We start from the raw sequence: 25,162 nt of genomic DNA on the forward strand, positions 1-25,162 counted from the left end.
GTCAACGACGGCTCCATTCCTCCGCCAGGAGTCGGTAGGAGCGGATCCGGTCCGCGGGGTCGTGCGTGATCGTGGTGATCAGCAGCTCGTCGGCCCCGGTGGCGTCCCGGAGCCGTTCCAGATGGTCCGCCACCGTCCGCGGCGAGCCGGTGAACTGCGTCTCCACCCGGTCGGCGACCAGCGCGTGGTCGGCCTCCGACCACCCCGCCGTCAGGGCGCGGGCCTCGTCCGGGGAAGGGAAGGGGATCGCGCCCTCCCCGGTGCGGATGGAGTGCACCCAGGGCGCGTACCCGGCGGCCAGCTCCCGGGCCGCGTCGTCGTCCGGGGCCACGACCACGTCGGCGGAGACGCTGAGGTACGGGCGTTCCAGTCCGGCCGACGGCTTGAACGCGGCCCGGTAGGCCTCCGCGGCCTCCAGTACGGTCGCCGGGGTGACGTGGTAGTTGGCCGCGAAACGCAGCCCGTTGCGCCCGGCGGTCTCCGCGCTCGGGCCGCCGCCGCTGCCCAGGACCCACACCTCCACGTCCGCCCCCTCGCCGGGGACGGCCCGCGCGGCGACGCCCTCGGCGGAGCGGTACTCGCCGCCCAGCAGCGCGAGGACGTCCTCGACCTGCTCCGCGTAGTCCTGCGGGCGGGCACCCGGCAGGTTCAGCAGCTTCTGCTGGAGGGCCACGCGGGGGTGGCCGAGCAGCGCGGCGAACGAGAACCGCCGCGGGATCCGCAGACCGTTCGGGGTGTACCCCTCGAAGGGGGCGGGGCCGGCCGGACGCGGCGCCGGGACGCCCCCGGAACGGCCCAGGCCCAGGTCGAGGCGGCCCGGGTGGAGGGCGTCGAGCAGGCCGAACTCCTCCACGGTGGACAGCGCGGTGCGGTGGCCGAGCTGGACGGCGCCCGAGCCGATCCGGATCGAGGAGGTGGCCGAGGCGGTCAGCGCCAGCAGCACCGCCGGGGAGCTCCCGGCCACGCCCGGGTTGAGGTGGTGCTCGGCGAACCAGTAGCGGGCGTACCCGGCGCGCTCGGTCTGCCGGGCCAGGTCGATGCTCTGGCGCAGGGCGTCGGCGGCGGTGGAGCCGGAGGGGATCGGGACGAGGTCGAGGACCCCGAGGGGCGTGCGGGACATGACGGGGTCTCCTTGCGGGCCGGGTGACGGGGGACCGGAGCGGGGGCCGGCCCCCGGGGGGCTGCGGGCGGCCGGGGGCCTCACGGCGTGCCGGCTGCGGGTACGGCGAGCCCGAGGTGCTCGCGCAGGGTGGTGCCCTCGTACTCGGTGCGGAAGACGCCGCGTTCCTGGAGCAGCGGGACGACGGTGTCGGCGAAGCCCTCCAGGCCGTCCGGGGTCAGGTGGGGGACCAGGATGAAGCCGTCGGCGGCGTCCGCCTGCACCAGCGCGTCGATCGAGGCGGCCACGGTGGCGGGGGAGCCGACGAAGGTCTGCCGGCCGGTGGTCTCGATGACGAGCTCGCGGATGGACAGGCCCTTGGCCTCGGCGAGTTCCCGCCACTGCCGGGCGGTGGCGAGCGGATCGCGGTACATCCGTACGCTCGCCCGCCCCTGGGCCACCGTGTTCTCGCCGGGCACGGGGTCGACGTCGGGCAGCGGCCCGTCGGGGTCGTAGCCGGACAGGTCACGGTTCCAGACCTGCTCCAGGTGGGCGATCGCGGTGGGCCCGCTGACCTGGAGGAGGCGTACCTCGTGGGCGAGTTCGCGGGCCTCGGCGTCGGTGTCGCCGAGGACGAAGGTGGCGGCGGGCAGGATCAGCAGCTGGTCGGGGCGGCGGCCGTAGCGGGCGAGGCGCCCCTTGACGTCGGCGTGGAACGCGCGGCCCTCCTCCAGGGTCCCGTACCGGCTGAAGATCGCGTCGGCGCGGGCGGCGGCGAACTCGCGCCCCTCGTCGGAGTCGCCCGCCTGGAAGACGACCGGCCGGCCCTGGGGGCCGCGCGGCACGTTGAACCGGCCCTCGATGTCGAAGTGCCGGCCCCGGTGGACGAAGGCCCCGGCCCGCGCGTCGCGCAGGAAGTCGCCCGATACGGGGTCGGCGGCGATGGCGTCGTCGTCCCAGGAGTCGAACAGCTCGCCGGCGGTGTCCAGGAACTCCCGGGCACGGGTGTAGCGGTCCTCGCGGGGCAGGAAGCCGCCGCGCCGGAAGTTCTCGCCGGTGAAGGCGTCCCAGGAGGTCACCACGTTCCAGGCCGCGCGGCCCGCCGACAGGTGGTCGAGGGTGGCGAACTGGCGGGCCACCTCGTAGGGCTCGTTGAAGGTGGAGCTGATGGTGCCGGTCAGGCCGATCCGCTCGGTGACGGCGGCCAGCGCGGCCAGCACGGTGAAGGTGTCGGGCCGCCCCACCACGTCCAGGTCGTGGATCCTGCCGCCCCGTTCGCGCAGGCGCAGCCCCTCCGCGAGGAAGAGGAAGTCGAACTTCGCGCGTTCCGCGGTCTTCGCGAAGCGCACGAAGGAGTCGAACTCGATGTGGCTGCCGGCCGCCGGGTCGCTCCACACGGTGGTGTTGTTCACCCCGGGGAAGTGGGCGGCGAGGTGGATCCGCTTGAGCGGCTGGGTGCTCATCGTGTCCTTCCGTGTCCTTTCAGGTGCTTCCGGTTCGGGACGGCCGGTCCGGCCGCCGGACCGGCGCTCAGGCCGGGGCCGCGGCGGCGTACCGGTTCGCGGGGCGTTCCAGACCCAGCAGCCCGCGCAGCGAGGCGGCCCCGTACGCGGTCCGGAAGGCGCCCCGCCGCTGGAGTGCGGGGACCAGGGCGCGGGTGATCAGCGGGAGGTCGTGGGCGAGGACGGCCGGCCGCAGCCGGAAGCCGGTGAGGCCCGCCTCCCGCCATTCCAGGAGCAGGCCGGAGAGTTCGTCGGGCGTTCCCGTGAACACGGCCGCGTCGGCCGGGGCCGGGAGCCCGGCCAGTGCGTCGAGGCGCTCGCGGCGGTCGGCCGCCGCCGCCCCGTCGGCGTCCAGGAAGACGGTGAGGTCCCCGAAGACGTGCCGCGGGCCGGCGGCGGCCGCCGCGGCGCGCGCCTCCTCGGGGTCGCGCGGGGTGACGTACACGAGGTCCACGTCACCCGGCCCGGGAGCCACCGTGCCGGCCGAGGCCGTGACGAGGGGCTGCCCCTGCGGCGGGCGCGGGGTGATCGAGGGGCCCCGGACGCTGAAGTGCCGTCCTTCGAAGCCGATGGCGTGGAGCTTGTCCCGGTCGACGAACCGGCCCGTGGCCACGTCGCGGATCTCGGCGTCGTCCTCCCAGCTGTCCCACAGCGCGCGGACCACCTCCACGTGGTCGGCCGCCTCCCCGGCCGCCTCGCCGACGGGCACCGGGAAGTTCCGCCTCCCGAAGTGCGCGGCCTCGTGCGGCAGCGACGAGGTCTGGACGCGCAGACCCGCCCGGCCCCGGCTGACGTAGTCGAGGGTGGCGATCGCCTTCGAGACGTGGAAGGGCTCGGTGTGGGTGGCCGTCACGCTCGGGACCAGCCCGATGTGCCGGGTCAGCGGGGCGACGCGGGCGGCGGTGAGCACCGCGTCCAGCCGCCCGCGCACCTGGTCGGTACGGTCGTCGGGCTCGGTGGGCGAGGACGACTGGAGGGCCAGGGCGTCCTCGAAGGTGACGAAGTCGAGCAGCCCCGCCTCGGCTTCGGTGACCACGTCGGCCCAGTAGCGGGCCGTGAAGAGTTCCGCCGGGCGGGCACCCGGCTCGCGCCAGGCCGCCGGGTGCCAGCCGGCGCCGTCCAGGGCGACGGCGAGGTGGAGTTCGGGCATGCCGACGACGCTACGCAGGGGGTGTGTACCGTACAACGACCGTGGTGTTACAGGGATTTGGCAGTCGTGTTGCCGCCCGCGCCCCGGCCGGGGGCGGCCGGGGCGCGGGCGGGTCTCAGGCGGCCACGGTCTCCCGGGCGGCCGCCTCGCGCGCGGGCGGGGCCAGACGGCCCGTCCGGTGCAGCCCGTACAGGGCGGCCGTGCAGCCCAGCCCGAGGGCGAACAGCGCCAGCCACGGCAGCGCCGACATCCCCGCGGCGCGGGCGGCGTCCAGCGCTGCCCCGGTGAGCAGGTTGCCCAGCGCGATGCCCACCCCGCAGACGGTGTTGTACAGCCCGTAGTGCGTGGCGACCAGGCGGTCCCCGGAGAGGCGGACGATGGTGTCCATCTCGAAGGGGTAGGCGATCATCGTCCCCACCGCCAGCAGCAGTGCCGACAGCGCCGGCGGCACCGCCGCCAGCAGCCGGACCCCCGTCACCGACCCCGGCACCGGCAGCGCCGTGGCGGCCAGCAGCGGCAGGAAGGCCGCCCCCATGGCGAACAGCCCCCAGGCCAGCGCCCGGCCCGGCTCCATCCTGGCCTTGCACCAGGCGGTGACCCGGGTCTGGAAGAGGATCGTGCCCAGTCCGGAGACGGCGAACAGCACCGCCACCGCCGCCGTGCCGAAGCGGCCCTCCCCGCCGATGCGGCGGACCTCCAGCGGAAGCGCCATGTACACCTGGAAGTTCATCACGTACGAGCCGATCATGGCGACCGAGAACAGCAGGAACGGGCGGTTGCGCAGGATTCCGCGCCACTGCGCCAGCACCCCCTCCCGGGGCCCCGGCGCGCGCCGCGCGCCGTCGTCGCCGCGCCGCTGCGGCAGGGCCCGGATCTGTACGAGGCTCAGCACCGCGAAGATCCCGGCCGCCACCAGGCAGGTGACCCGGAAGTCGACTCCGGTCAGCACCATGCCCACCAGCGGGCCCAGCAGGATCCCCGCCTGGTAGAAGACGTTGAACAGGGCGAAGGCCTCGACCCGGCGCTCGCCCGCGTCGGCCGCCAGGTAGGCGCGGCTGGCCGGGTTGAACAGGGCTCCGGCCAGGCCCGTCGCGGCGGAGGCGGCGAGGAGGGCGGGCACGGAGTCCACCAGGCCGAGGGTGGCGAAGCCGGCGATGCGCAGCGCCAGCCCCGCGACGATCATCGGCTTGTAGCCGAAACGGTCGGCGAGGGTGCCGCCGATGAGGAACATGCCCTGCTGGCTGAAGTTGCGGACGCCGAGGATCAGCCCGACCGTCCAGCCCGCCAGCCCGAGCGGTCCCGCCAGATGGGTGGCCAGATAGGGCATGAGCATGTAGAAGCCGAGGTTGATGGTGAACTGGTTCACCATCAGCAGCCGGACGCTGCGCTCGTACGTCCGGACCTGCGCGAGGGTGCCCTTCATCAGGCGGGCACCTCCGTCCGGGACAGGGTGAGCGGGTCGACCACGGTGGCGCAGCGGGTCCAGCGGGTGACCTCCTTCTCGTCCAGCCGCCCGATCGTGTCGGGTTCCGGCGCGGGCGGGGCGTCGAGCAGGCCGTGGGCCGCGCAGTAGTCGTCGTCGTACACGGTGCCGAGGTAGCGCTGGGGGCCGTCGGGGAAGACGGCCGCGATGCGGGTCCCCTCGGGCAGCGTGCGGGCCAGCCACCCGGCGACCAGGGCGACCGCGCCGACGCTCCAGCCGCCGGTGGCGTAGTGGGAGGAGGCCAGCTCGCGGCAGGCCCACACGGCCTCGCCGGGGGCGACCCAGTGCACCTCGGAGAACTGCTCGTAGGCGACGTTGCGGGGGTAGATGCTGGAGCCCAGGCCGCGCATCAGGCGGGTGCGGGCGGGCTGGCCGAAGATGGTCGAGCCGACGGTGTCCACGCCCACCACCTTGAGCTCCGGGTAGAACCCGCGCAGGACGCGCGAGACGCCCGCCGAGTGGCCCCCGGTGCCGACGCTGCACACCAGGACGTCGATGTGGCCAAGCTCGGTGGCCAGTTCGAGGGCGAGCGGGGTGTAGGCGGTGGTGTTGTCCGGATTGTTGTACTGGTCCGGGCACCAGGAGCCGGGGTGCTGCCCGAGCAGTTCGGCGACCCGGTCCCGGCGCGCCTGCTGCCAGCCGCCGGTCGGGTGGGACTCGGGGACGACGTCGACCCGCGCGCCGTACGCGGTCAGCAGCCGGGTCATGGAGGGTTCCAGGCCGGGGTCGGTGACCAGGGTGACGGGGTGTCCGTGGACCATCCCGGCCAGGGCGAGGCCCAGGCCCAGGGTGCCGCTGGTGGACTCGATGATCCGGGCCCCGGGTGCCAGGTCGCCCCGGGCGCGGGCGCGTTCGACCATGTGCAGGCCGGGGCGGTCCTTGATGCCGCCGGGGTTGAAGCCCTCCAGCTTCGCCCAGAACCCGCGGCCCGCCGGGGACAGGGGCTCGCAGACGCGCAGCAGCGGGGTGTTGCCGACCAGTCGGGAGAGGGTCGTGCGGGCGGGAGGGGTGACGTCGGTGGCCGAAGAATGCATGGTTCCGCTCTCGTTTGGTGGTGCGTCGGTGGTCGCTCTCGGGAATGCCGTGCCGGGGCAGGGCGGTGTTCGCCCGTGGGGCATACGTCAGCCTTTGCGAACGGGCTTACGGGAGCGGCCTAGAGCCGCCATCGACAGACGATGGTCAGAGTGGAACGTCCCGAGCGGACCCGGGAGGGTCCGCCGGAGCCGGGCGGTGCGGCCGGGCCTGCGGCCGCGGCGGGCCCCGGCGCCGCCTGGGGCCGGGCCGCCGGGGCGGGCAGGGGGGTGTCGGACCGGGTGGCCGGGGCCGGGTCGGAGGGGGAGCAGCCGAAGCCGTGGGCCGGGTCGGGGTGCGGGTGTCCTTCAGTCCTCGTGGGCCGGGACTGGAGCGCGGCTCCGGCGGCGGACGAGCCGTCCGCGACGGGCGCATGCGTGGCGGAGGAGCAGGAGAGGGCCGCGAGCACGAGCGCGCCGAGCAGGGTGAGGAGCAGCAGGGCGGAGCGGGGCGTACCGGGATGAAACGGGCGTACGTGGGGGTGGGCGGCCACAGTTCCTCCGTGTGGCGGGCGCCCCTCGGCCCGGCGCGAGCGCGAGCGGGGACGGGGGCGGGGCGGCGGGGGATCGCGGGGGACGCCTCCCGGGCGCGGATGTGCGTCCGGGGGCGCCGGCGGCGTGGATCCCGGGCCTATACCCGCAGGACGGCGGAGCCTCTCGCGGCCGGCGGGTCGGCGTCGTCCGAGGGCCCGGCCGGCCGGGCCGCGCCGCGGCTCCCGGGCCCGCCCGCGGGGGCGCGGTCCCCGAGGGGGGCCGCCGGGGCGGGCGGCGCACCGACGGCCGAGCCCGCCCGGGGGGTCAGGGGTGCGCACTCGTGCACCGGGTGCGCGGGATCGTGCCGCCCGACGGCAGCCGCCCCGGCGCCGGCCGCCGGGGGCGCGGTGCCGGGGCGTGCCACGAGGCGGCCGAGGGCCGCGGCGTAGGGGGGTGCGATGTCGCCGGCGGCGAAGGTCGCGTGCGCGGTGGCGGCCGGGCCCGCTGCGACAGCGCGGCCCGGGGCGTGGGCCGCGGCCGCGGGGGCGGGGTTCAGGTGTGCGGCGGTGGGCTGGGCGGAGAGGGCGGTGGCCGGGCGGGGGGTGGAGTGGTCGCTCGTCGGGTGGGAGCCCCCCGTGCCGTGGGCGCAGACCAGGCCAAGGAGCAGCAGGGTCAGGCCGAGCAGCTGCGACAGGCCCGCGGACGGGCGGGTCCGCGGCGTGCGGGGCGACCGGGCTGTGACCACGGCGTGATCCTAGCGTGTCCCCCGCGTGATGACGGGACGCGAACCGGACAATCGCCGACCGGGCCCGCGCCCCGTCAGGGCCCCAGCTCCCGCACGTCCAGCGGGACGCGCCGGGCGTTGCGCCGCCGGACGGCCTCCAGCTCGGCCTCGAGGGGGCTCGGCGGCACCGTCAGGACGGGGCACGGCGCGTGGGTGACCACGTAGCGGGCCACCGACGGCCGCAGGGCGCCCAGCAGCCGGCCGCGCGGACCGGCGCCGACCACCAGCAGGTCCTCCTCGTCCCGGACGGCATCGACCAGTGCGGCCCCGGGCAGGCCCCGTACCGCCTGCCCGGCCAGCGGGACGCCCGGACCGTCCGGGCCGAAGGCCGCGTCCAGGGCCTCGCGCAGCCGCTCGACCGCCGCGGCCCGGCAGGCGCGGTCGGCGGAGCAGGCGCCGGAGGCGCGGCCGCCCAGGCCTCCGCCCGGGGCCTGCCAGGCCAGCACCGCCCACAGCCGCGCACCGCGCGACCGGGCCTCGGCGGCGGCCCGGTGCAGGGCCGTCAGGCTTCCGGGACTCCCGCTCACACCCGCCACCACGCGTCGCCGCACCGTCGCCCCTCCCCAGCCGTCCGCCCGCCGGGATCCGGCGGGCCGTGTCCGGGTTCCATTCAACGGCAGGTCCGGCCCCGGGGCCGTCAGCGATCCGTAGGGACCCGGGCCCGGGGCGTCAGGATCCCGTCAGGACGCCGCCCCGCGCGCCCCGGGGCGGCCGGGCGGGGCGGCGTCAGCCGGGCCGGGGGTGGCGCGGACCAGGAGGAGGGAGCCCTCGTACGAGCTCCGCGCGTGCGCGCCGGAGTCCGGGACGCGGCGGAGCTCGCCGAAGCGCTCGCCGTGGCGGGCCTCGTCGAGCCCTTCCGTGCGGTCCGGCGGGACCGGCACCGTCAGGACCGACCCCGAGCCGCCAAGGGCCGCCGCGACGTCCTCGACGCGGGGGTGGCGCGGGGCCTCGGTGTCCAGGACCCGGGCGCGTTCGCGTACAGCCGGAAGTCGGGGACCGGTTCCGGGGCGCGGGTGAGCACGGCCACCGGGCCCCGGGTGACGCGCCGCATCCCGCGCAGCCCCGGGTGGCGTCGCAGTACCTTCATGGCCGGCCGGGCCCGGCCGCCTGCCGCTCGCGCGCTTCCTCAGGCCGTCCCGGCCGTCGGCGCGGGGACGGGGAGCCGCAGGACCAGGCGGGCGCCGCCGGCGGGGGATTCCCCGGCCGTGAGGGTACCGCCGTGGTGGGTGGCCAGGTCACGGGCGATGGCCAGGCCGAGTCCGGCACCCCCGTGGTCCCGGCTGCGGGCGTCGTCGAGGCGGGTGAACCGCTCGAAGATCCGCTCCCGGTCGGCGGGCGGGATGCCGGGCCCGTCGTCGCGGACCTCCAGGACGGCCGTCCGCGCCGCCGGCGGCCCCGAGGCGCGCAGGGCGACCTCCACCCGCCCGGCGGCGAACCGCTGGGCGTTGTCCAGCAGGTTGGTGACCACCCGGGTCAGCCACAGCTCGCTGCCCTCCACCACCACCCCCGCCTCGGCGTCGACGCGGACCGGGACCCGGTCGCCGAGGCGCGCGTCCACCGCGCCCCGCACCAGGTCGCCCAGGTCCAGCCGGACGGAGTGCGCCGGCTGGGCCGCGTCGATGCGGGCGAGCAGGAGGAGGTCGGAGCAGAGGTGCTCCAGCCGGTCGGTGTCCTCCAGCGCCCCGCTGATCAGCTCCGGCCACAGCTCGGGGTCGCGGACCGCCAGGGCCACCTCCAGCTGGGTGCGCAGCACGGTCAGCGGGCTGCGCAGTTCGTGCGAGGCGTCGGCGATGAACTGGCGCTGGCGGATCCCGGAGGACTCCAGGCGGTCGAGGGTGCTGTTCATCGTCCGTGCCAGCCGGGCCACCTCGTCGCCGGTCGGCGGCACCGGGACCCGGCGGTGCAGGTCGCGGTCGCTGATCTCGGCGACCTCCGCGCGGATCGCCTCCACGGGCCCGAGCGCGCGGCCGGTGACCCGCCAGGTGACCAGGGCCACGAGCGCCAGCAGCAGGGGCCCGCCGACGACGAGCGCGGCGGTGGTGGTGTCGTCGGCGGCGTCCACGTCACGCAGCGAGGTGCCGACGTACACGGTCACCAGGCCGTCGGGGGTCTGGGTGGTGACCTGCACGACCCGCTGGCGGTGCTCGCCGCCCAGCGGGCGGATCCGCCAGGTGTGGAAGGCCGTGCCGGGGCGCCCGGACCCGGCGGGCCCGAGGGCGGGCAGACCGGCCAGGTTCGGGGTCGCCCGCAGCACCCGGCCGCGGGCGTTGACCACCTGGACGAAGTCGGCGCCGTGCAGGGGCGCCCGCATCCGGTCGAGGCGGCCACCGGCGGCGAGCTGCGCGACGGCCGCCGCCTGCTCCTCCGCGTCGCGCTCGGCGTTGCGCAGCATGCCGGAGCGGAGCAGTCCGAGCAGCGCGACGGAGGCCAGGGCCAGGGCGGCGGCCACCACGACGACGGCGCCGGCGGTGGCCCGGGCGCGGACGGTGGTGGGCCACAGGCGGCGCAGCGGCGACCGGCACCGGCGCGGCAGGGACCGGCACCGGCGCAGCAGCGGCGTCAGGACGCTCGGGCGGCGCCGCGCCGCGGGGACCTCAGCCACCGTCGGCCGCCAGCCGGTACCCGACGCCGCGCACCGTTTCCAGGGCGGACCGGCCGAACGGGGCGTCGATCTTCCGGCGCACCGCGCTGACGTGCACCTCGACCACGTTCGGGTCCCCGTCGAAGGCGCTGTCCCAGACCTGCTCCAGGATCTCCCGCTTGGGCACCACCTCGCCGGGCCGCCGCGCCAGGTACTCCAGGACCGCGAACTCCCGCGCGGTCAGCCGTATCTCCGTCTCCCCGCGCGAGCACAGGTGCCGGGCCGGGTCCAGCAGGAGGTCGCCGAGGCGGAGCGTCTGCGGGCCGCGGCGGCCCGTGCGCCGGCCCAGCGCGCGCAGCCGCGCGACCAGGACGAGGTAGGAGAAGGGCTTGGAGAGGAAGTCGTCGGCGCCGGTGTCCAGGGCCTCGGCCTCGTCGTACTCCCCGTCCTTGGCGGTGAGCATCAGGATCCCGGACTCGTTGCCGGCGGCGCGCAGCCGGGCGCAGACCCGGTAGCCGTTGAGGCCGGGCAGCATGATGTCGAGCACGATCAGGTCGTAGTCGTGTTCGCAGGCCATCCACAGCCCCTCCGGGCCGTCGTGGGCCACGTCCACCGAGAACCCCTCGGACTGCAGGCCCCGCTGCAGGGCGGCGGCCAGCCGCCGTTCGTCCTCCACCACCAGTACGCGCATGCCGACCAGGGTCTCAGGCCCGGCCCGGGCTTTGCTGAAGAGGTCTTCAGCAGGCTTCAGGTGGGCTTCAGCATCGCCTCGGCAGGCTCTGCGACGAGCCGGGTGCGGTGCCCGGTGGTTTTCCGAGGAGTCCCGCCATGTCAGAGTCTTTCCCGCAGCCCGAGCACACCCCCGAGCCGCAGGCCGGCGCCGGTGACGCCGCCGTCGACGCCCCGGCCGGGCGCAAGGGCCGCCTGGGCCGCGTGGTGCCCCGCGGCGCCGGCGCGCGCTGGGCGGTGGCCGGAGCGGCGGCCGTGGTGATCGTCGGTGGCGGGGCCGCGGCCGTGGCGGTCGGCGCCCACCACCACGGCCACCCCGAGGCGGGCGGGAAGGACGGCCGCACGGGCTGGTCCGCGCCCGACCACGAGGGCGGCCACGGCGGCCACGGCGGGCACGGCGGGCGCGGCCCCGAGGGCGAGCGCCCCCACCCGAAGAACCCGAAGGTCCGGGACGGGGCCGCCGGGGCGCGCGGGGAGTTCGCGAAGAAGGCCCCGGCGGCCCGCGCCCCGCTGCCCGCGCTGCCGATCGACCAGGCGGCGCAGAAGGCGGCCGCCGCCGTCCCCGGCGGCAAGGTCGAGTCCCTGCGCGTGATCCCCCAGGACGGCGGCGGCAGCGCCTGGCAGGCCGTGGTCCTCGGCCCGGACGGCGTCCGCCACGCGGTCATCCTCTCCGGCTCCGACGGCACCCCCACGGCGAACACCCCCCTCACGAAGAACTGACCCCCGCCTCAGCGTCTCCTGCCCCGGTCCCGGCACCTGCCGGGGCCGGGGTCCGCGCGTCCCGGGGGCCGGGCGGGGCGGGGGCGCGCAGAATGAAGGGGGGCCCGGCTCCCGCCACGCGGGCGGGCGTGCCCCGGGCAGAGGAGGCCGCTCGTGCCGTCGGACCAGCCGGAGGACGCGTGGGCGCCCGGGCCGATCCGGTCCGAGCCGGGCTCGCTGCTGGAGCACGTGCCCGTCGCCGTCCTCGGCCTCGACACGGCCGGCGGGGTCCGCTACTGGGGCCCGGGGGCGCAGGACCTCTTCGGCCACCCGGCCGCCACCGCCCTCTCCCGGCCCGCCGCCGCCCTCTTCCCCGCGTCCCCCGGGGGTCCGGGGCCGGCCGAGCGGCTGGTGGAACGGGCCCTGACGCTCGGCTACTGGCGGGGCCGGCTGCCCGCCCTGCACCGCGACGGAACCGTCTTCGACTGCGGGTTCCGGGCCTTCCCCGTCACCGGCGCCGCCGACGGCACGGTGGTCATGGCCCTGGCCAGCAGGGGTGACGAGCTGGACCGGGTGAAGACGAACCTCGCCTTCCTCGACGCCCTGTTCGAGACCTGCCCCATCGGCCTGGTCATGCTCGACGAGGACCTCCGCTACGTCCACCTCAACCAGGCCCTGGCCGACATGGACGGGATCCCCGTCCGCGACCACCTCGGCCGCGACACCGCCGAGATCATGCGCACCGCCGACGGCGGGGAGTTCCGCCGGATGCTGCGCGCCGTCGCCGACGAGGGGCGCCCCCTGGTCGGCGTCCTCGTGGGGATGCGCACGCCCGGCCGGCCCGACGTGGACCAGGTGCGCTCCGTCAGCCTCTTCCCCCTCAGCGGCGCGGCCGGCAGCCGGCCCGGGGTCGGCGGCCTGCTGATCGACGTCACCGACCGCGAGCGGGCCCGGCTGGAGGCGACCGCCGCCCGGCGGCGCCTGGCCCTGCTGGACCGGGCCAGTGCCCGCATCGGCACCACCCTGGACGTGGACACCACCGCCCGCGAGCTCGTCGACGCCGCCATGCCGGAGTTCTGCGACGGCTCCGTCGTGGAGATGGTCGAGTGGATGTACCCCTCCGAGGCCTTCGACCCGGACCTTCCCCTGATCACCCGCCGGATCGCCGCCGGCACCGTCCTGCCGCCCCCCGCCCCCGCGCTGCTGTCCGCCCTGGACCGGGTGACGTACCCGCCCGGCTCCAGCATCCACCGGATGCTGAGCACCGGCCGCCCGCTCCGCGTCACCGTCGACGAGGAGTTCGCGGCCCGGACCGTCGGCGACCCCGAGCGCGCCCGGCAGCTCCTCGACAGCGGACTCGGCAGCATCGTCATCGCCCCGCTCATCGCCCGCGGCCACGTCCAGGGGTTCACGGTGTTCGGCCGGTCGGCCGGCCGCCCCGCCTTCACCGGGCAGGACCTCGCGCTGGCCGGCGAACTCGCCTCCCGCGCCGCGCTCTGCCTGGACAACGCCCGCCTCTACAGCCGGGTCCAGGAGATCTCCCTCACCCTCCAGCGCGCCCTGCTGCCCACCGCCCCGGACGTCACCGCGCACGTCAGCGTCGCCCACCGCTACCTGCCCGGCAGCCGCGCCACCGAGGTCGGCGGCGACTGGTACGACGTCATCGCGCTGCCCGACGGGCGGGTCGCCCTCGTCGTCGGCGACGTCATGGGCCACGGGGTCCCGGCCGCCGCCTCCATGGGCCGGCTGCGCATCACCGCCCGCGCGCTGGCCGGCCACAGCCCCGACCCCGAGGGCCTGCTCACCGAACTCGACGCCGCCGCCCGGGACGCCGGCATCGAACTGGCCACCTGCCTCTACGCCGTCTACGACCCCCGCACCGGCCGCGCCCGCATCGCCAACGCCGGCCACCCCCCGCCCCTGGTGCGCCACCCCGACGGCACCGTGGAGACCCTCGACCACGTCCTCGGCGTCCCCCTCGGGGTCGGCGGCGTCCCCTTTCGCTCCGCCCGCGCCGACCTCCCCGACGGAGCCGTCCTGGCCCTGTACACCGACGGCCTGGTCGAGGCGCGCGGCCAGGACATCGACGCGGGCCTCGACGCCCTGCGCGCCGAACTGGCCCGGGCCGCGGGACCCCTGGAGCGGGAGGCCGACCGCATCCTGGCGGCCCTGCTGCCCCACGGGACGACCGACGACACCGTCCTCGTCCTCGCCCGGCTCGGCCGGGCGGCCGCCGGGGACGCGAAGCCGCCCGAGGATGACGCGAAGTCGCACGAGGATTGAGAGGCGGACATGGAATTCCTGCGCCCCGCGGACTGGCGGGAGGCGCTCGCGGCGAAGGCGGAGCACCCGTCCGCCGTGCCCATCGCCGGCGGCACCGACGTGATGGTCGAGATCAACTTCGACCACCGCAGGCCCGAGTACCTCCTGGACCTCAACCGGATCGCCGTCCTCCACACCTGGCGGACCGAGGGGGAGGCGGTGTGCCTGGGCGCCTCCGTCCCCTACACCCGGATCATCGAGGACCTTCGCACCCCCCTGCCCGGCCTCGCGCTGGCCTCGCGCACCGTCGCCTCCCCGCAGATCCGCAACCGCGGCAGCGTCGGCGGCAACCTGGGCTGCGCCTCGCCCGCCGGGGACGCCCACCCCGCGCTGCTCGCGGCCGGCGCCGAGGTGGAGGCCGAGTCCGTCCGCGGCTCCCGGCTGATCCCGGTCGACTCCTTCTACACCGGCGTCAAACGCAACGCCCTCGCCCCCGACGAGCTGATCAAGGCGATCCGCGTGCCCGTCGCCGACGGCCCGCAGCAGTTCTCCAAGGTCGGCACCCGCAACGCCATGGTCATCGCCGTGTGCGCCTTCGCCCTCGCCCTGCACCCGCGCACCCGCTCGGTCCGCACGGGCATCGGCTCGGCCGCCCCGACACCCGTCCGGGCCCGCGCCGCCGAGGAGTTCCTGGAGGCGGTGCTCGCGGAGGAGGGCCTCTGGGACTCCCGAGGAGCCCTCGGACCCTCGGCGGTCAAGCAGTTCGGCGACCTCGCGGCCGCCTCCTGCAACCCCATCGACGACGTCCGCGGCACCGCGCGCTACCGCCGCCACGCGGTCGGCGTCATGGCCCGCCGCCAGCTCCTGTGGACCTGGGAGGAGTACCGCGCCGGCCGTGTCTGAGGCGGGTCAGGACCCTTCCAGCAGGCGGATCGCCTCGGCGCGCATCTCGACCTTGCGGATCTTGCCCGTGACGGTCATGGGGAACTCGTCCACCACGTGCACGTACCGCGGGATCTTGACATGGGCGAGCCGGCCCGCGCAGTACGCGCGCACGGCCTCGGCGGTCAGCGGCTCGGCCCCCTCGCGCATCCGCACCCAGGCCATCAGCTCCTCCCCGTACTTGGCGTCGGGGACGCCGATGACCTGGACGTCCAGGATGTCGGGGTGGCCGTGGAGGAACTCCTCGATCTCGCGCGGGTAGAGGTTCTCGCCGCCCCGGATCACCATGTCCTTGATCCGGCCGGTGATGCTCAGGTACCCGTCCGCGTCCATCACCGCGAGGTCGCCGGTGTGCATCCAGCCCTCCCGGTCGACGGCCTCGGCGGTCTTGTCCGGCTCCCCCCAGTAGCCGATCATCACCGAATACCCCCGGGTGCACAGCTCGCCCGGCGTGCCGCGCGGGACCGTCCGGCCGGTCCGCGGGTCCACCACCTTGACCTCCAGGTGCGGGCCCACCCGGCCGACGGTGGAGACCCGACGCTCGACCGAGTCGTCCGCGCGGGTCTGCGTGGACACCGGCGAGGTCTCCGTCATGCCGTAGCAGATGGACACCTCGGTCATCCCCATCCGCTCGATGACCTCGTTCATCACCTCCACCGGGCACGGCGAGCCCGCCATGATCCCCGTCCGCAGGCTCGACAGGTCGTACCCGTCGAAGCCGGGCGAGGCCAGCTCGGCGATGAACATGGTGGGCACCCCGTACAGGGAGGTGCACGCCTCCGCCTCGACCGCCGCCAGCGTGGCCGCAGGGTCGAAGGCCGGCGCGGGGACCACCATCGCCGCGCCGTGGCTCGTGCAGGCCAGCGCCCCCATGACCATGCCGAAGCAGTGGTAGAAGGGCACCGGCACGCACACCCGGTCCGCCTCGGTGTAGCCGCAGAGCTCGCCGACGAAGAACCCGTTGTTGAGGATGTTGCGGTGCGAGAGGGTGGCCCCCTTGGGGAAGCCCGTGGTCCCCGACGTGTACTGGATGTTGATCGGGTCGTCCGGGTGCAGGGCGGCCTGCGCCCGTGCCAGCACCGCCGGATCGCCCCGCCGGCCGCGCTCCAGCAGCCCGTCCCAGCCCGGCCCGTCGAACAGGACCGTGAACTCCAGGTCGGGGCAGCGCGGCCGGACCTCCTCGACCATCCCCGCGTAGTCCGAGCTCTTGAAGCGCTCCGCCGCCACCAGCAGCCGGATCCCGGACTGGTTCAGCACGTACTCCAGCTCGTGCGAGCGGTACGCCGGGTTCACCGTGACCAGGATGGCCCCGATCTTGGCCGTGGCGTACTGCACGAGCGTCCACTCGGCGCGGTTGGGCGACCAGATCCCGACCCGGTCCCCCCGCTCGATCCCGAGGTCCAGCAGCCCGAGCGCGACGGCGTCCACGTCCGCGGCCAGCTCCCGGTAGGTCCACCGGCGGCCGGCGGCCACATCGACGAGGGCGTCGCGGCCGGGGAAGCTCCGCACGGTGCGGTCGAGGTTGTCCCCGATCGTCTCCTCCAGGAGCGGCACCTCGGCGCTTCCGGACGCACAACTCGACGCGACGGACACACGTACCTCCTGGACGGGGGAGCCGCGGCGGCGGCGACGCGCGCCCGGCACGCGGCCCGGCACCCGCCCATGATCGCGCCCCGGGGCCCGTCCCGCCAGATCCCCGGGGGAGGGTTTCACGGGCCACCGGAATCGAGCAGGCGTTCGAGCGGAGGAGTAGGCTGGAACCATGCACGCACTCCAGGGCTCCCTCTTCGACCAGACCGACGAGATCCGCCTCGGCCCCCTCACCGGGCTGGAGCGCACGAGACTGGGTGCCGGGGCCTGGGTCGACCGGCTCCCCGGATGGCTGACCGGCGCCGACGCGCTGTTCGAACGGCTCGCGGCCGAGGTCCCCTGGCGCGCCGAGCGGCGCCAGATGTACGAACGCGAGGTGGAGGTGCCCCGGCTGCTCGCCTTCTACGGCCCAGGCGACCCCCTCCCGCACCCCGTGCTCACCGAGGCCCGCGACACCCTCGGCCGGCACTACGCCCCCGAACTCGGCGAACCCTTCGTCACCGCCGGGCTCTGCCTCTACCGCGACGGCCGCGACAGCGTCGCCTGGCACGGCGACCGCAACGGCCGCTCCGCCACCGAGGACACCCTCGTCGCGATCCTCTCGGTCGGCGACCCCCGCGACCTCGTCCTGCGCCCCCGCGACGGCGGCCCCACCCTGCTGCGCCTCCCGCTGGGCCACGGCGACCTCGTGGTGATGGGCGGCTCCTGCCAGCGCACCATGGAACACGCCGTCCCCAAGACGGCGCGCGCCGTCGGCCCCCGCATCAGCGTCCAGTTCCGGACCCGCGGCGTAATGTGAGGCCATGCGCAGCCGGAGCCTTCCGCAGGGCTGGTGGGCCGCACTCCCGCCCGCCGCGGGCGGCGCCGTCATGGCCGCCGGGATCCTGTCCGTCGGACTGGAACTGACCGGCCGCCACCTCCTCTCCCTCGCCGCCCTCGCCGTCTCCGCCCTGCTGTGGCTCGTCCTGGCCGCCGACTTCGCCGCCCGGCTCGCCGGCGACCGCGGCCGCTTCCGCTCCGAGGCCGACACCCCGGCCGCCCTCACCGCCGTCGCCGCCACCACCGTCCTCGGCACCCGCCTCTCCCAACTCGGCCGGCCGGACACGGCCGCCGCCCTGCTGGTCCTGGCCGCCCTGCTGTGGCCCGGGCTGCTGCTGTCCGTCGTACGGCACTGGCGGCGGCGCATGCCCGGCGTGGTCTTCCTCGTCTGCGTCGCCACCCAGGGCCTCGCCGTCCTGGCCGCCGCCCTGGCCGCCGTCCACCGCCTCGACTGGCTCGCCCGGGCCGCGCTCGCCTGGTTCTGCCTGGGCGTGCTGCTCTACCTTCTCGCCCTGCGCCGCTTCGACTTCCGCGAGGTGCTCCGCGGAGCGGGCGACCACTGGGTCGCGGGCGGGGCACTGGCCATCACCGCCCTCGCCGCCGCCAAGCTCAGCCTCTCGCCCGCGGGGACCGGCGGCGCGGCCCACACCGCCCTGCGCGCCGCCACCCTGGCCGCGCTCGCCCTCTCCCTCCTCTGGTACGCCGTCCTGCTGGCCGGCGAGGTCCGCAGCCCCCGCCCCCGCTACGACATCCGCCGCTGGTCCACCGTCTTCCCCCTCGGCATGACCGCCACCGCCTGCCTCACCGCCGCCCCCACCACCGGCGTGGCCTGGCTGCGCCCGCTGGGCGAGGTCCTGCTGTGGGTCGCGGTCGCCGCCTGGGCCCTCACCTTCGCGGCCTTCCTGCTGTCCCGCCGCCGCTCCCGCCCGGGTCCCGTTCCCCGTCCCGGCTGACGGCGCCGGGCGTGTCACAGCCCCGCCACAAGCCGGTGACCAGTCGAAATTGGGTACCGGGCCGCACCTCCCGCACGTGAGAATGAGGCATCTCGAACCGGGAGGAACCCATGAGCCAGGACCGCCTGACTCTCCATGACCTGATGCCCGCACAGGCGCTCGCGGAAGCCGTCGACGCCGGGTACGTGACCCGCAAGCGGCACCCCGAACTGCCGCTGTCCATCTACACGTACACGCGCACCGCGCAGTACGAGCGGGTCTGGAACCAGGTCACCGTGCGCTGTCGCGGCCTCGTCGCCGACGACGCCACGGGAGCCGTCGTCGCGCTGCCGCTGCCGAAGTTCTTCAACGTCGGCGAGCACGAGTCGGGCCAGCCGTACGCCCCCGCCCTGCCCGACGAGCCGTTCGAGGTCTACGACAAGGTCGACGGCAGCCTCGCCGTCGTCTTCCACTACGCGGGCCGGTGGCACGTCGCCTCCAAGGGCTCCTTCATCAGCACCCAGGCCACCTGGGCGCAGCGCCGCCTCGACGCGTGCGACACCGGGGCCCTGGTCCCCGGCACCACCTACCTCGCGGAGATCCTCTACCCGCAGAACCGGATCGTCGTCGACTACGGCGACCGCCGGGACCTCGTCCTGCTCGCCGCCTTCGACCGGGCCGGCACCGAGGTGCCGCTCGCCGAGGCCGCCGTCCACTGGGAGGGCATCGGCTCCGTCGTGAAGGCGTGGCCCGCCATGCCGCTGCCGGAGCTGCTCGCCCTCGCCGAGTCCAACACCCTGCCCGGCGGCGGCTCCGCGACCGGCACGGACGCGGAAGGCTTCGTCCTGCGGTTCGCCTCCGGCGTCCGGGCCAAGGCCAAGCTCTCCGAGTACGTACGCCTGCACAAGGTGCTGACCGGCGCCACCGAGCGGGACGTCTGGCGCAGCCACGGCATCCAGCGGTTCGCCGGGACCTCCGTCAAGCGGCTGGCCCAGGGCCTGGGCCTGTCCGTCGCCGAGCTCGGGGGCATCCGCTCCCAGGGCGGCCGGCCCCTGGACGCGCTGCTGGAGCAGGTCCCCGACGAGTTCGACAGCTGGGTGCGCGAGGTGATCGCGGGCCTGGAGGAGGAGTTCGAGCGGAGGGAGCGGGCCATCGACGAGGCCTACAAGCGGTACGAACACCTGGCCGACGACCGCGCCGCCTTCGCCCGCGCCGTGCGGGAGCTCGGCGACGGCGACCTGCGCGCCGCCCTGTTCATGCGGCTGGACGGCCGCGCCACCGAGCTGTTCACCTGGCGGGCCGTGCGGCCCGTCACGGCCGACCCGTTCACCAACGACGAGGAGAACTGACACCGTGTCCGAAGAGACCGTACGCCCCGTGGTCCACGTCATGACGGGGTTGCCGGCCTCGGGCAAGACGACCGCCGCCCGCGCCCTCCAGGCCGAGGCCGGCGGCCGGATGCGCCGGGTCAACCTCGACGACCTGCGGGCCATGCTCGACCTGCCCGACCCCGAGCGGGGCCGCTCCTACCGGCACGAGCAGACCGTCCTCACCGTCCAGGACGCGGCGGTCGCCGCGGCCGTCGCCGACGGATTCGACGTGGTCGTCGACAACACCCACCTGACCTCGCACATCCCCAAGCGGCTCAAGGCGGCGGTGGCCGGCCGCGCCACGTTCGCGGTGCACGACTTCACCGACGTGCCCGTCGAGGAGTGCCTGCGCCGCGACGCGGCCCGGGAGCGCCCGGTCGGCGAGGAGGTCATCCGGATCCTGGCCGACAAGCACGCCAAGGCCCGCAAGGGCGGCTGGCGGCTGACCGCCGAGTGGCTGAACGACCAGCCGCCGGTGCGCCCGTACGTCGCGGACCCGGCGCTGCCGGCCGCCGTGATGTGCGACATAGACGGGACGCTGGCCCTCACCGGGGACCGCGGCCCGTACGACTTCACGCGCTGCGAGCTCGACCTGCTCAACGAGCCGGTCCGGCACGCCCTGGAGGCCTTCCGGTGCGGCGGGGACCGGATCGTGCTGCTGTCGGGACGCGGCGAGGAGCACCGGCCGCAGACGGAGTCCTGGCTGCGCGCGCACGACGTGCCGTACGACGAGCTGTGGATGCGCGCGGCGGGGGACGCGCGCCGCGACGACGTGGTCAAGGCCGAGCTGTTCGACGCGCACGTGCGCGACCGCTACGCCGTCCGCGTCTCGCTCGACGACCGGGACCGGGTGGTCGCGGTCTGGCGCCGGATGGGCCTGCCCACCTGGCAGGTCAACTACGGCGACTTCTGACCGGGGCCCCCGGGCACACCGCCGCGCACGCCGGTACGGAGGCGGCGTGCGCGGCGGCGCGGGCGGGCGCGGTCAGTCGCGGCACCAGCGGACGGGCTTGAGGTCCTTGACGTAGCGGGCCGAGACCCAGTCGTGGTCGTACCCGTCGCGTCCCCTGGCCTCGCGGACCTTCTTGCGGCCCTCGCCGTCGCCGTCGTCCGCCCAGTCGTCGCGGTCGTCGTCGCCGGGGTCGATGAGGTACCAGAGGTCGTTCCCGGCGACGTCCTCGCCGCGGGTCTTGCACTTCAGCGCGAGCGTCTCGCCCGGGTACACCTTGTACTGCAGGCGCGCGTGGGTGCTCGGCCTGCTGCGGACGCTCAGCGGGCCGCGCGAGACCACCTTCCCCAGCGAGTAGCGGTGCTTGTGGTGGCCGTCCTCGTCGTAGGAGGGGTCGTCGCCGTCCCTCTGGTCCCCGGGAGCGTGGTAACGGGCTCCGCCGTGGGCCGCCGGGCCCTGGTCCGCGGAGGCGGCGCCGCCGCCGACCAGGCCGAGCGCCAGGCTTCCGGCGGCCAGGGCGAGGATGGTCCTGGTGGGCTTGAGCATGAGCGGCTCCTCTGGGAAGACTCCCGCCCCGCCGCGCTGCGCGGTGGGACGCGGCGGCCCGGCGGCCGCCAGGGACGACTATGACGAGGCGGGCCGCGGGGGTTCCCGGCGACGCGCCGCCGTTTAGCCCGATATGCCCAACCGGTTCCCGTGCCGCGCGGCCCAGCGGATGCGGGCGGCCGCGCCCGGCGCCACAGTGGGCCCCATGGGTATCGAAGACTACGGAGGCGGCCCCGGCGCCCATGAGACCGGCGTCCTGGTCGTCACGACCAACGACGTGCCCGGCTACCGGGTCGAGCAGGTCATCGGGGAGGTGTTCGGGCTCACCGTGCGCTCCCGGCACCTCGGCAGCCAGATCGGCGCCGGCCTCAAGTCCATGATCGGCGGCGAGCTGAAGGGCCTCACCAAGACCCTCGTGGAAACCCGCAACCAGGCCATGGACCGGCTCATCGAACAGGCCAGGGCGCGCGGCGCCAACGCGGTGCTGATGATGCGCTTCGACGTCACGGACGCGGCCGACGTCGGGACCGAGGTGTGCGCGTACGGCACGGCCGTCGTCCTGGTGCCCGCCGGGGGCTGACCGGTAAGTCCAGGAGGCGGCGGTGCTTTGTCCATGGGCCCCGGCGCCCGGGGTCCGCAAGCTGGCAGGCCAGTGAGCGGACCACCGGGCTCCGGAGGGAGTCGTGCGGTCCTCCCGTACGTGCACAGGAAGCGCCGACTCCCGGAGGCCCGATGCGCACCCCCCTCTGGCCGGCCGCAGCCGCGGTCGCCGCTCTCCTCGCCACCCTCCTCGTGCCCGGCCCGGCCGCCGCGGCCGCGCCCGCCGCCGCGCCCGTGACGATCACCTCGCCCGAGCTGTCCGTCACCGTGGACCCCGCCTTCCCCCGCGTCGTCGACTACACCCGGCGCGCGACCGGGGACGTGCTCCACGGCAACGAGGACCCCCTGAGCACCGTCCTCGTCAACGGCACCGCGTACACCCCGGCCGTCACCTCCGTCCCCTCCGCCTCGGGCGTGGACTACGCGCTGGCCTTCGCCGGGGTGACCGTACGGTCCCGGATCTCGGTGACCGGATCCGTCGTGGAGTTCCGGGTCACCGCCGTCGAGGACACCCCCGCCCTGCGGGTGCGGAGCTTCGAGATCCCGGAGCACACCCTCGTCAGCGTCCGCAGCGACCAGCCGGGGGCCGCGCTGGCCACGGCCACCTCGCACACCGCCACCACCGGGACCGGCGACACCTTCACCCCTGTCACCGCCTCCACGCCGGTGGACCCCGCTCCCGCCACCGTGATGTACGGGCTTCTCAGCACCGGCCGGCTGGCCGCGGCCGTCGACTCCAACTCCCTTTACGACACCCCCTCGGGCGGTACCGCCCGTGACAACGGCCGGATCGGCAAACGGGTGACCGACCACGGCGCCTACCGCCGGGCCGGCCTGTGGAGCGGGGCCTGGCTCTACCGGGCCCAGGGCGCCGCCGACACCGACACCGAGCCGCTGCCCTACGTCCGGGTCGCCGTCACCGCCGACCGCAACGCCGACTCCGTGGTCGACTGGCAGGACGCCGCCATCGCCTACCGGGACATCTGGACCCCGCCCACCGGCTGGCAGGACACCGCCCGCCGGGTCGTCCAGCGCATCCCGTTCAACTTCGCCTCCCAGGCCACCCACCCCTTCGCCCAGACCCTCGACGAGACCAAGCGGGTCAGCCTCGCCACCGACGGCCTCGGCCAGTTCGTCCTGCTCAAGGGCTACGCCTCCGAGGGCCACGACTCGGCGCACATGGACTACAAGAACATCGGCGCCAAACTCGGCGGCGCCGAAGGCCTCAACGCCCTCACCACCGCCGGCCACGCCTGGAACGCCGACTTCGGCGTGCACGTCAACGCCACCGAGGAGTACCCCGTCTCCGCCACCTTCGACCCCGCCCACCAGAGCGGCGGCCTCGGCTGGGACTGGCTCGACCAGTCGTACCGCGTCGACACCCGCGAGGACGGCCGGTCGGGGGAGCGGCTGAAGCGGCTGTCGGACCTCAAGGCCGCCGCGCCGGGGCTCGACTTCCTCTACGTCGACGTCTGGTACGGCGACGGCCAGGTCTCCCGCAAGCTCCAGCGCGAGGTCGCCGGCCTCGGACTCCAGCTCGCCACGGAGTTCCCCAACACCCTCACCGAGCAGTCCCTCTGGCACCACTGGGCGGCCGACGTCGACTACGGCGGCAGCGACCTCAAGGGGATCAACTCCACCATCGCCCGGTTCATCGCCAACCACGCCAAGGACGACTGGATCGCCCGCGATCCCCTCCTCGGCGGCGCCGAACTCGCCGCCTACGAGGGCTGGCAGGGCAAGACGGACTACCCCGCCTTCCTGAACACCACCTTCGGCGTCGACCTGCCCACCAAGTACCTCCAGGAATCACCGATCGCGAAGTGGACCGCCGACACGGTCACCCTGGAGAACGGCACCTCCGTCACCACCGCCGGGGGCACCCGCCGCATCACCACCGCCGGCCGCACCGTCCTCGACGGCTCCGCCTACCTGCTCCCGCGCGACGGCAGGCTCTACCACTGGAACGACGCGGGCGGCCCCACCACCTGGACCCTCCCCGCCGGCTGGCGCACGCCCACCCTCCACCGGCTCACCGACACCGGCCGGCAGCTCGTCGGACCCCTCGCGGTCGGACCCGGCAACCGGATCACCATCGACGCCGCCGCCCGCACCGCGTACGTGGTCACCGACGGCGCCGCCCCCGCGCGGCCCGACCCGCGCTGGGGCGAGGGCACCCCGGTCCAGGACCCCTCCTTCAACGCGGGCGACCTCGGAGTCTGGAACCCCGCCGGCACCGGCGCCGCCGTCACCCGCAACGACCGCGGACAGAACGAGCTCACCTTCGCCCCGCAGACCGCCCCGGCGGTCTCCCAGCGGCTCACCGGTCTGAGCCCGGGCACCTACGCGGCCTCCGTCTGGGTCTCCACCCCCGCCGGCCGGGCCGCCACCCTCGCCGTCACCCCGGCGGGCGGCGCCCCCGCCGCGTCCGTGTACGCCGACTCCTCCCCGCTGGTGAACGACCTGGGCGGCAGCGAGAAGAACGGCACGACCATGCAGCGGATGAAGGTGCTCTTCGACGTGCCCGCCGGACAGTCCACGGCCCTCCTCGCACTGTCCGCCGCCGCCGGACCCGGCACCGTCCGGCTGGACGACCTACGCGTGGTGCGCTCGGCCCGCAGCCCGCTGGGCGGGCACACCTACGCGGAGGACTTCGAGAACCTCGACGCCGGCTGGGGCCCCTTCGTCTTCGGCGGCGCCGGCGGCTCGGCCACCGACCCGCGGACGCACATCGCCCAGCGCCACGCCCCCTACACGCAGGCCGGCTGGAACGGAAAGCTCGTCGACGACGTCATCGGCGGGCAGAACTCCCTCAAATCGCACGAGGAACGCCCCGGCCTGGTCTACCGCACCCTCCCGCAGACCCTGCGCTTCACCCCGGGGCACGCCTACCGGATCGGCTTCCGCTACGAGAACGGCTTCGCCGGGGACTACCGGTTCATCACCGGCTCGGGCTCCGCGGAGACCGCCACCGCCCTCGGCCAGGCCCGTACCGCCACCGCCTTCACCCAGGCCTTCACCGCGGGAGCCGACGCCTGGATCGGCGTGCGCAAGGTCAGCGCCGAGGGCTCCCACGACGAGGCCGACCTCATCCTGGACGACCTCACCGTCGACGACCTCGGACCGGCGGGCCCCGGCGAACTCCTCGTCCCGCAGAACAAGATGAGGGTCAGCGCCGTCGACAGCCAGGAGACGGCGGGGGAGAACGGCAGCGCCGCCAACGTCCTCGACGGCAAGGCCGCCACCCTCTGGCACACCCAGTGGTACGCCGCCACCGCGCCCCTGCCGCACGAGATCACCCTCGACCTCGGAGCGTCCTACCCGGTGTCCGCCCTCCACGTGCTGCCCCGCCCGACGCAGAGCAACGGGCGCATCGCCGACTACGAGATCCACACCTCCGCCGACGGGATCACCTGGGGCCCGGCCGCCGCCACCGGGACCTGGGCGGACGGCGCCGCCCAGCAGGACGCCGCCTTCACCCCGCGGGCCGCCCGCTACGTGAAGCTGAGGGCCACGCGGGAGGTGAACGGCAACCCCTGGACCTCCGTCGCCGAGCTCAACGTCGGCTACCGGCCCTGACG

At 75.5% G+C, this 25,162-nt stretch carries 22 protein-coding genes; 9 read left to right on the forward strand and 13 right to left on the reverse strand.

The genetic code is table 11. The features are described 5' to 3' along the window. Position 1: 1 nt before the first annotated feature. From ACZ5NJ_RS24445 to ACZ5NJ_RS24495, 11 genes are all read right to left on the reverse strand, one after another. The gene (locus ACZ5NJ_RS24445; protein WP_468767319.1) at positions 2-1,120 is read right to left on the reverse strand and encodes an LLM class flavin-dependent oxidoreductase; all 1,119 of its coding nucleotides are present in this window, start codon (positions 1,118-1,120) and stop codon (positions 2-4) included. Between the two features lie 80 nt (positions 1,121-1,200). Then, positions 1,201-2,562, reverse strand: coding sequence for an NtaA/DmoA family FMN-dependent monooxygenase (locus ACZ5NJ_RS24450; RefSeq protein ID WP_468767320.1), 1,362 nt, complete (start codon positions 2,560-2,562; stop codon positions 1,201-1,203). A gap of 67 nt (positions 2,563-2,629) precedes the next feature. After that, on the reverse strand, positions 2,630-3,751 hold the full coding sequence (locus ACZ5NJ_RS24455) for an LLM class flavin-dependent oxidoreductase (protein ID WP_468767321.1): 1,122 nt from the start codon (positions 3,749-3,751) through the stop codon (positions 2,630-2,632). A gap of 115 nt (positions 3,752-3,866) precedes the next feature. Then, entirely contained in the window at positions 3,867-5,174 is a 1,308-nt protein-coding gene (locus ACZ5NJ_RS24460) for an MDR family MFS transporter (RefSeq protein ID WP_468767322.1), read from the reverse strand. Next, positions 5,174-6,268: a PLP-dependent cysteine synthase family protein gene (locus ACZ5NJ_RS24465; RefSeq protein ID WP_468767323.1), complete on the reverse strand. Its 1,095-nt coding sequence runs from the start codon at positions 6,266-6,268 to the stop codon at positions 5,174-5,176. The genes ACZ5NJ_RS24460 and ACZ5NJ_RS24465 overlap by 1 nt, the downstream gene beginning before the upstream one ends. Positions 6,269-6,387: 119 nt before the next feature. After that, positions 6,388-6,798 carry a hypothetical protein gene (locus ACZ5NJ_RS24470; protein WP_468767324.1) on the reverse strand — a complete coding sequence of 137 codons (411 nt, stop codon included), beginning with the start codon at positions 6,796-6,798 and terminating at the stop codon, positions 6,388-6,390. Positions 6,799-6,935: 137 nt separating this feature from the next. After that, entirely contained in the window at positions 6,936-7,523 is a 588-nt protein-coding gene (locus ACZ5NJ_RS24475) for a hypothetical protein (protein ID WP_468767325.1), read from the reverse strand. 74 nt (positions 7,524-7,597) lie between these two features. Further along, entirely contained in the window at positions 7,598-8,113 is a 516-nt protein-coding gene (locus ACZ5NJ_RS24480) for a universal stress protein (protein WP_468767326.1), read from the reverse strand. A 129-nt stretch (positions 8,114-8,242) separates the two neighbouring features. Continuing rightward, a complete protein-coding gene (locus tag ACZ5NJ_RS24485; protein ID WP_468767327.1) occupies positions 8,243-8,443 on the reverse strand; it encodes a hypothetical protein in 201 nt (66 codons plus the stop codon). Positions 8,444-8,688: 245 nt separating this feature from the next. Beyond that, a complete protein-coding gene (locus ACZ5NJ_RS24490) occupies positions 8,689-10,071 on the reverse strand; it encodes a HAMP domain-containing sensor histidine kinase (protein ID WP_468767443.1) in 1,383 nt (460 codons plus the stop codon). A gap of 85 nt (positions 10,072-10,156) precedes the next feature. After that, entirely contained in the window at positions 10,157-10,834 is a 678-nt protein-coding gene (locus ACZ5NJ_RS24495) for a response regulator transcription factor (RefSeq protein ID WP_468767328.1), read from the reverse strand. 137 nt (positions 10,835-10,971) lie between these two features. Between ACZ5NJ_RS24495 and ACZ5NJ_RS24500 the strand changes: the two genes are divergently transcribed. The 3 genes from ACZ5NJ_RS24500 (at position 10,972) to ACZ5NJ_RS24510 (ending at position 14,736) form a co-directional block, all read left to right on the forward strand. Continuing rightward, on the forward strand, positions 10,972-11,592 hold the full coding sequence (locus ACZ5NJ_RS24500) for a hypothetical protein (RefSeq protein ID WP_468767329.1): 621 nt from the start codon (positions 10,972-10,974) through the stop codon (positions 11,590-11,592). A 153-nt stretch (positions 11,593-11,745) separates the two neighbouring features. Beyond that, a complete protein-coding gene (locus ACZ5NJ_RS24505; RefSeq protein WP_468767330.1) occupies positions 11,746-13,854 on the forward strand; it encodes a SpoIIE family protein phosphatase in 2,109 nt (702 codons plus the stop codon). A 9-nt stretch (positions 13,855-13,863) separates the two neighbouring features. Next, positions 13,864-14,736: an FAD binding domain-containing protein gene (locus ACZ5NJ_RS24510; RefSeq protein WP_468767331.1), complete on the forward strand. Its 873-nt coding sequence runs from the start codon at positions 13,864-13,866 to the stop codon at positions 14,734-14,736. A 6-nt stretch (positions 14,737-14,742) separates the two neighbouring features. Here ACZ5NJ_RS24510 and ACZ5NJ_RS24515 read toward each other — a convergent pair whose 3' ends face one another. Then, positions 14,743-16,368 (reverse strand): AMP-binding protein, encoded by a 1,626-nt coding sequence (locus tag ACZ5NJ_RS24515; RefSeq protein ID WP_468767332.1) that lies wholly within the window; start codon positions 16,366-16,368, stop codon positions 14,743-14,745. A gap of 169 nt (positions 16,369-16,537) precedes the next feature. On the opposite strand from ACZ5NJ_RS24515, the gene ACZ5NJ_RS24520 reads away from it, so the two are divergent. The 4 genes from ACZ5NJ_RS24520 to ACZ5NJ_RS24535 all read left to right on the forward strand — a co-directional run bounded on the left by ACZ5NJ_RS24520 (position 16,538) and on the right by ACZ5NJ_RS24535 (position 20,399). Then, complete coding sequence (locus ACZ5NJ_RS24520; protein WP_468767333.1) at positions 16,538-17,164, forward strand: alpha-ketoglutarate-dependent dioxygenase AlkB; 627 nt, start codon at positions 16,538-16,540, stop codon at positions 17,162-17,164. A 4-nt stretch (positions 17,165-17,168) separates the two neighbouring features. Then, entirely contained in the window at positions 17,169-18,137 is a 969-nt protein-coding gene (locus tag ACZ5NJ_RS24525; protein ID WP_468767334.1) for an SLAC1 family transporter, read from the forward strand. A gap of 110 nt (positions 18,138-18,247) precedes the next feature. Next, the gene (locus ACZ5NJ_RS24530) at positions 18,248-19,465 is read left to right on the forward strand and encodes an RNA ligase (protein ID WP_468767335.1); all 1,218 of its coding nucleotides are present in this window, start codon (positions 18,248-18,250) and stop codon (positions 19,463-19,465) included. A 4-nt stretch (positions 19,466-19,469) separates the two neighbouring features. Then, entirely contained in the window at positions 19,470-20,399 is a 930-nt protein-coding gene (locus ACZ5NJ_RS24535; RefSeq protein WP_468767336.1) for a phosphatase domain-containing protein, read from the forward strand. 72 nt (positions 20,400-20,471) lie between these two features. Here ACZ5NJ_RS24535 and ACZ5NJ_RS24540 read toward each other — a convergent pair whose 3' ends face one another. Then, positions 20,472-20,981 (reverse strand): SH3 domain-containing protein, encoded by a 510-nt coding sequence (locus tag ACZ5NJ_RS24540; RefSeq protein WP_468767337.1) that lies wholly within the window; start codon positions 20,979-20,981, stop codon positions 20,472-20,474. Between the two features lie 205 nt (positions 20,982-21,186). Between ACZ5NJ_RS24540 and ACZ5NJ_RS24545 the strand changes: the two genes are divergently transcribed. Together ACZ5NJ_RS24545 and ACZ5NJ_RS24550 are read left to right on the forward strand one after the other, a co-directional pair. Further along, complete coding sequence (locus ACZ5NJ_RS24545; protein ID WP_468767338.1) at positions 21,187-21,561, forward strand: YbjQ family protein; 375 nt, start codon at positions 21,187-21,189, stop codon at positions 21,559-21,561. 152 nt (positions 21,562-21,713) lie between these two features. After that, positions 21,714-25,160, forward strand: a complete 3,447-nt coding sequence (locus ACZ5NJ_RS24550) for an endo-alpha-N-acetylgalactosaminidase family protein (RefSeq protein ID WP_468767339.1) — start codon at positions 21,714-21,716, stop codon at positions 25,158-25,160. Positions 25,161-25,162: the final 2 nt, after the last annotated feature.

Source organism: Streptomyces sp. NPDC032091, from assembly GCF_055580265.1.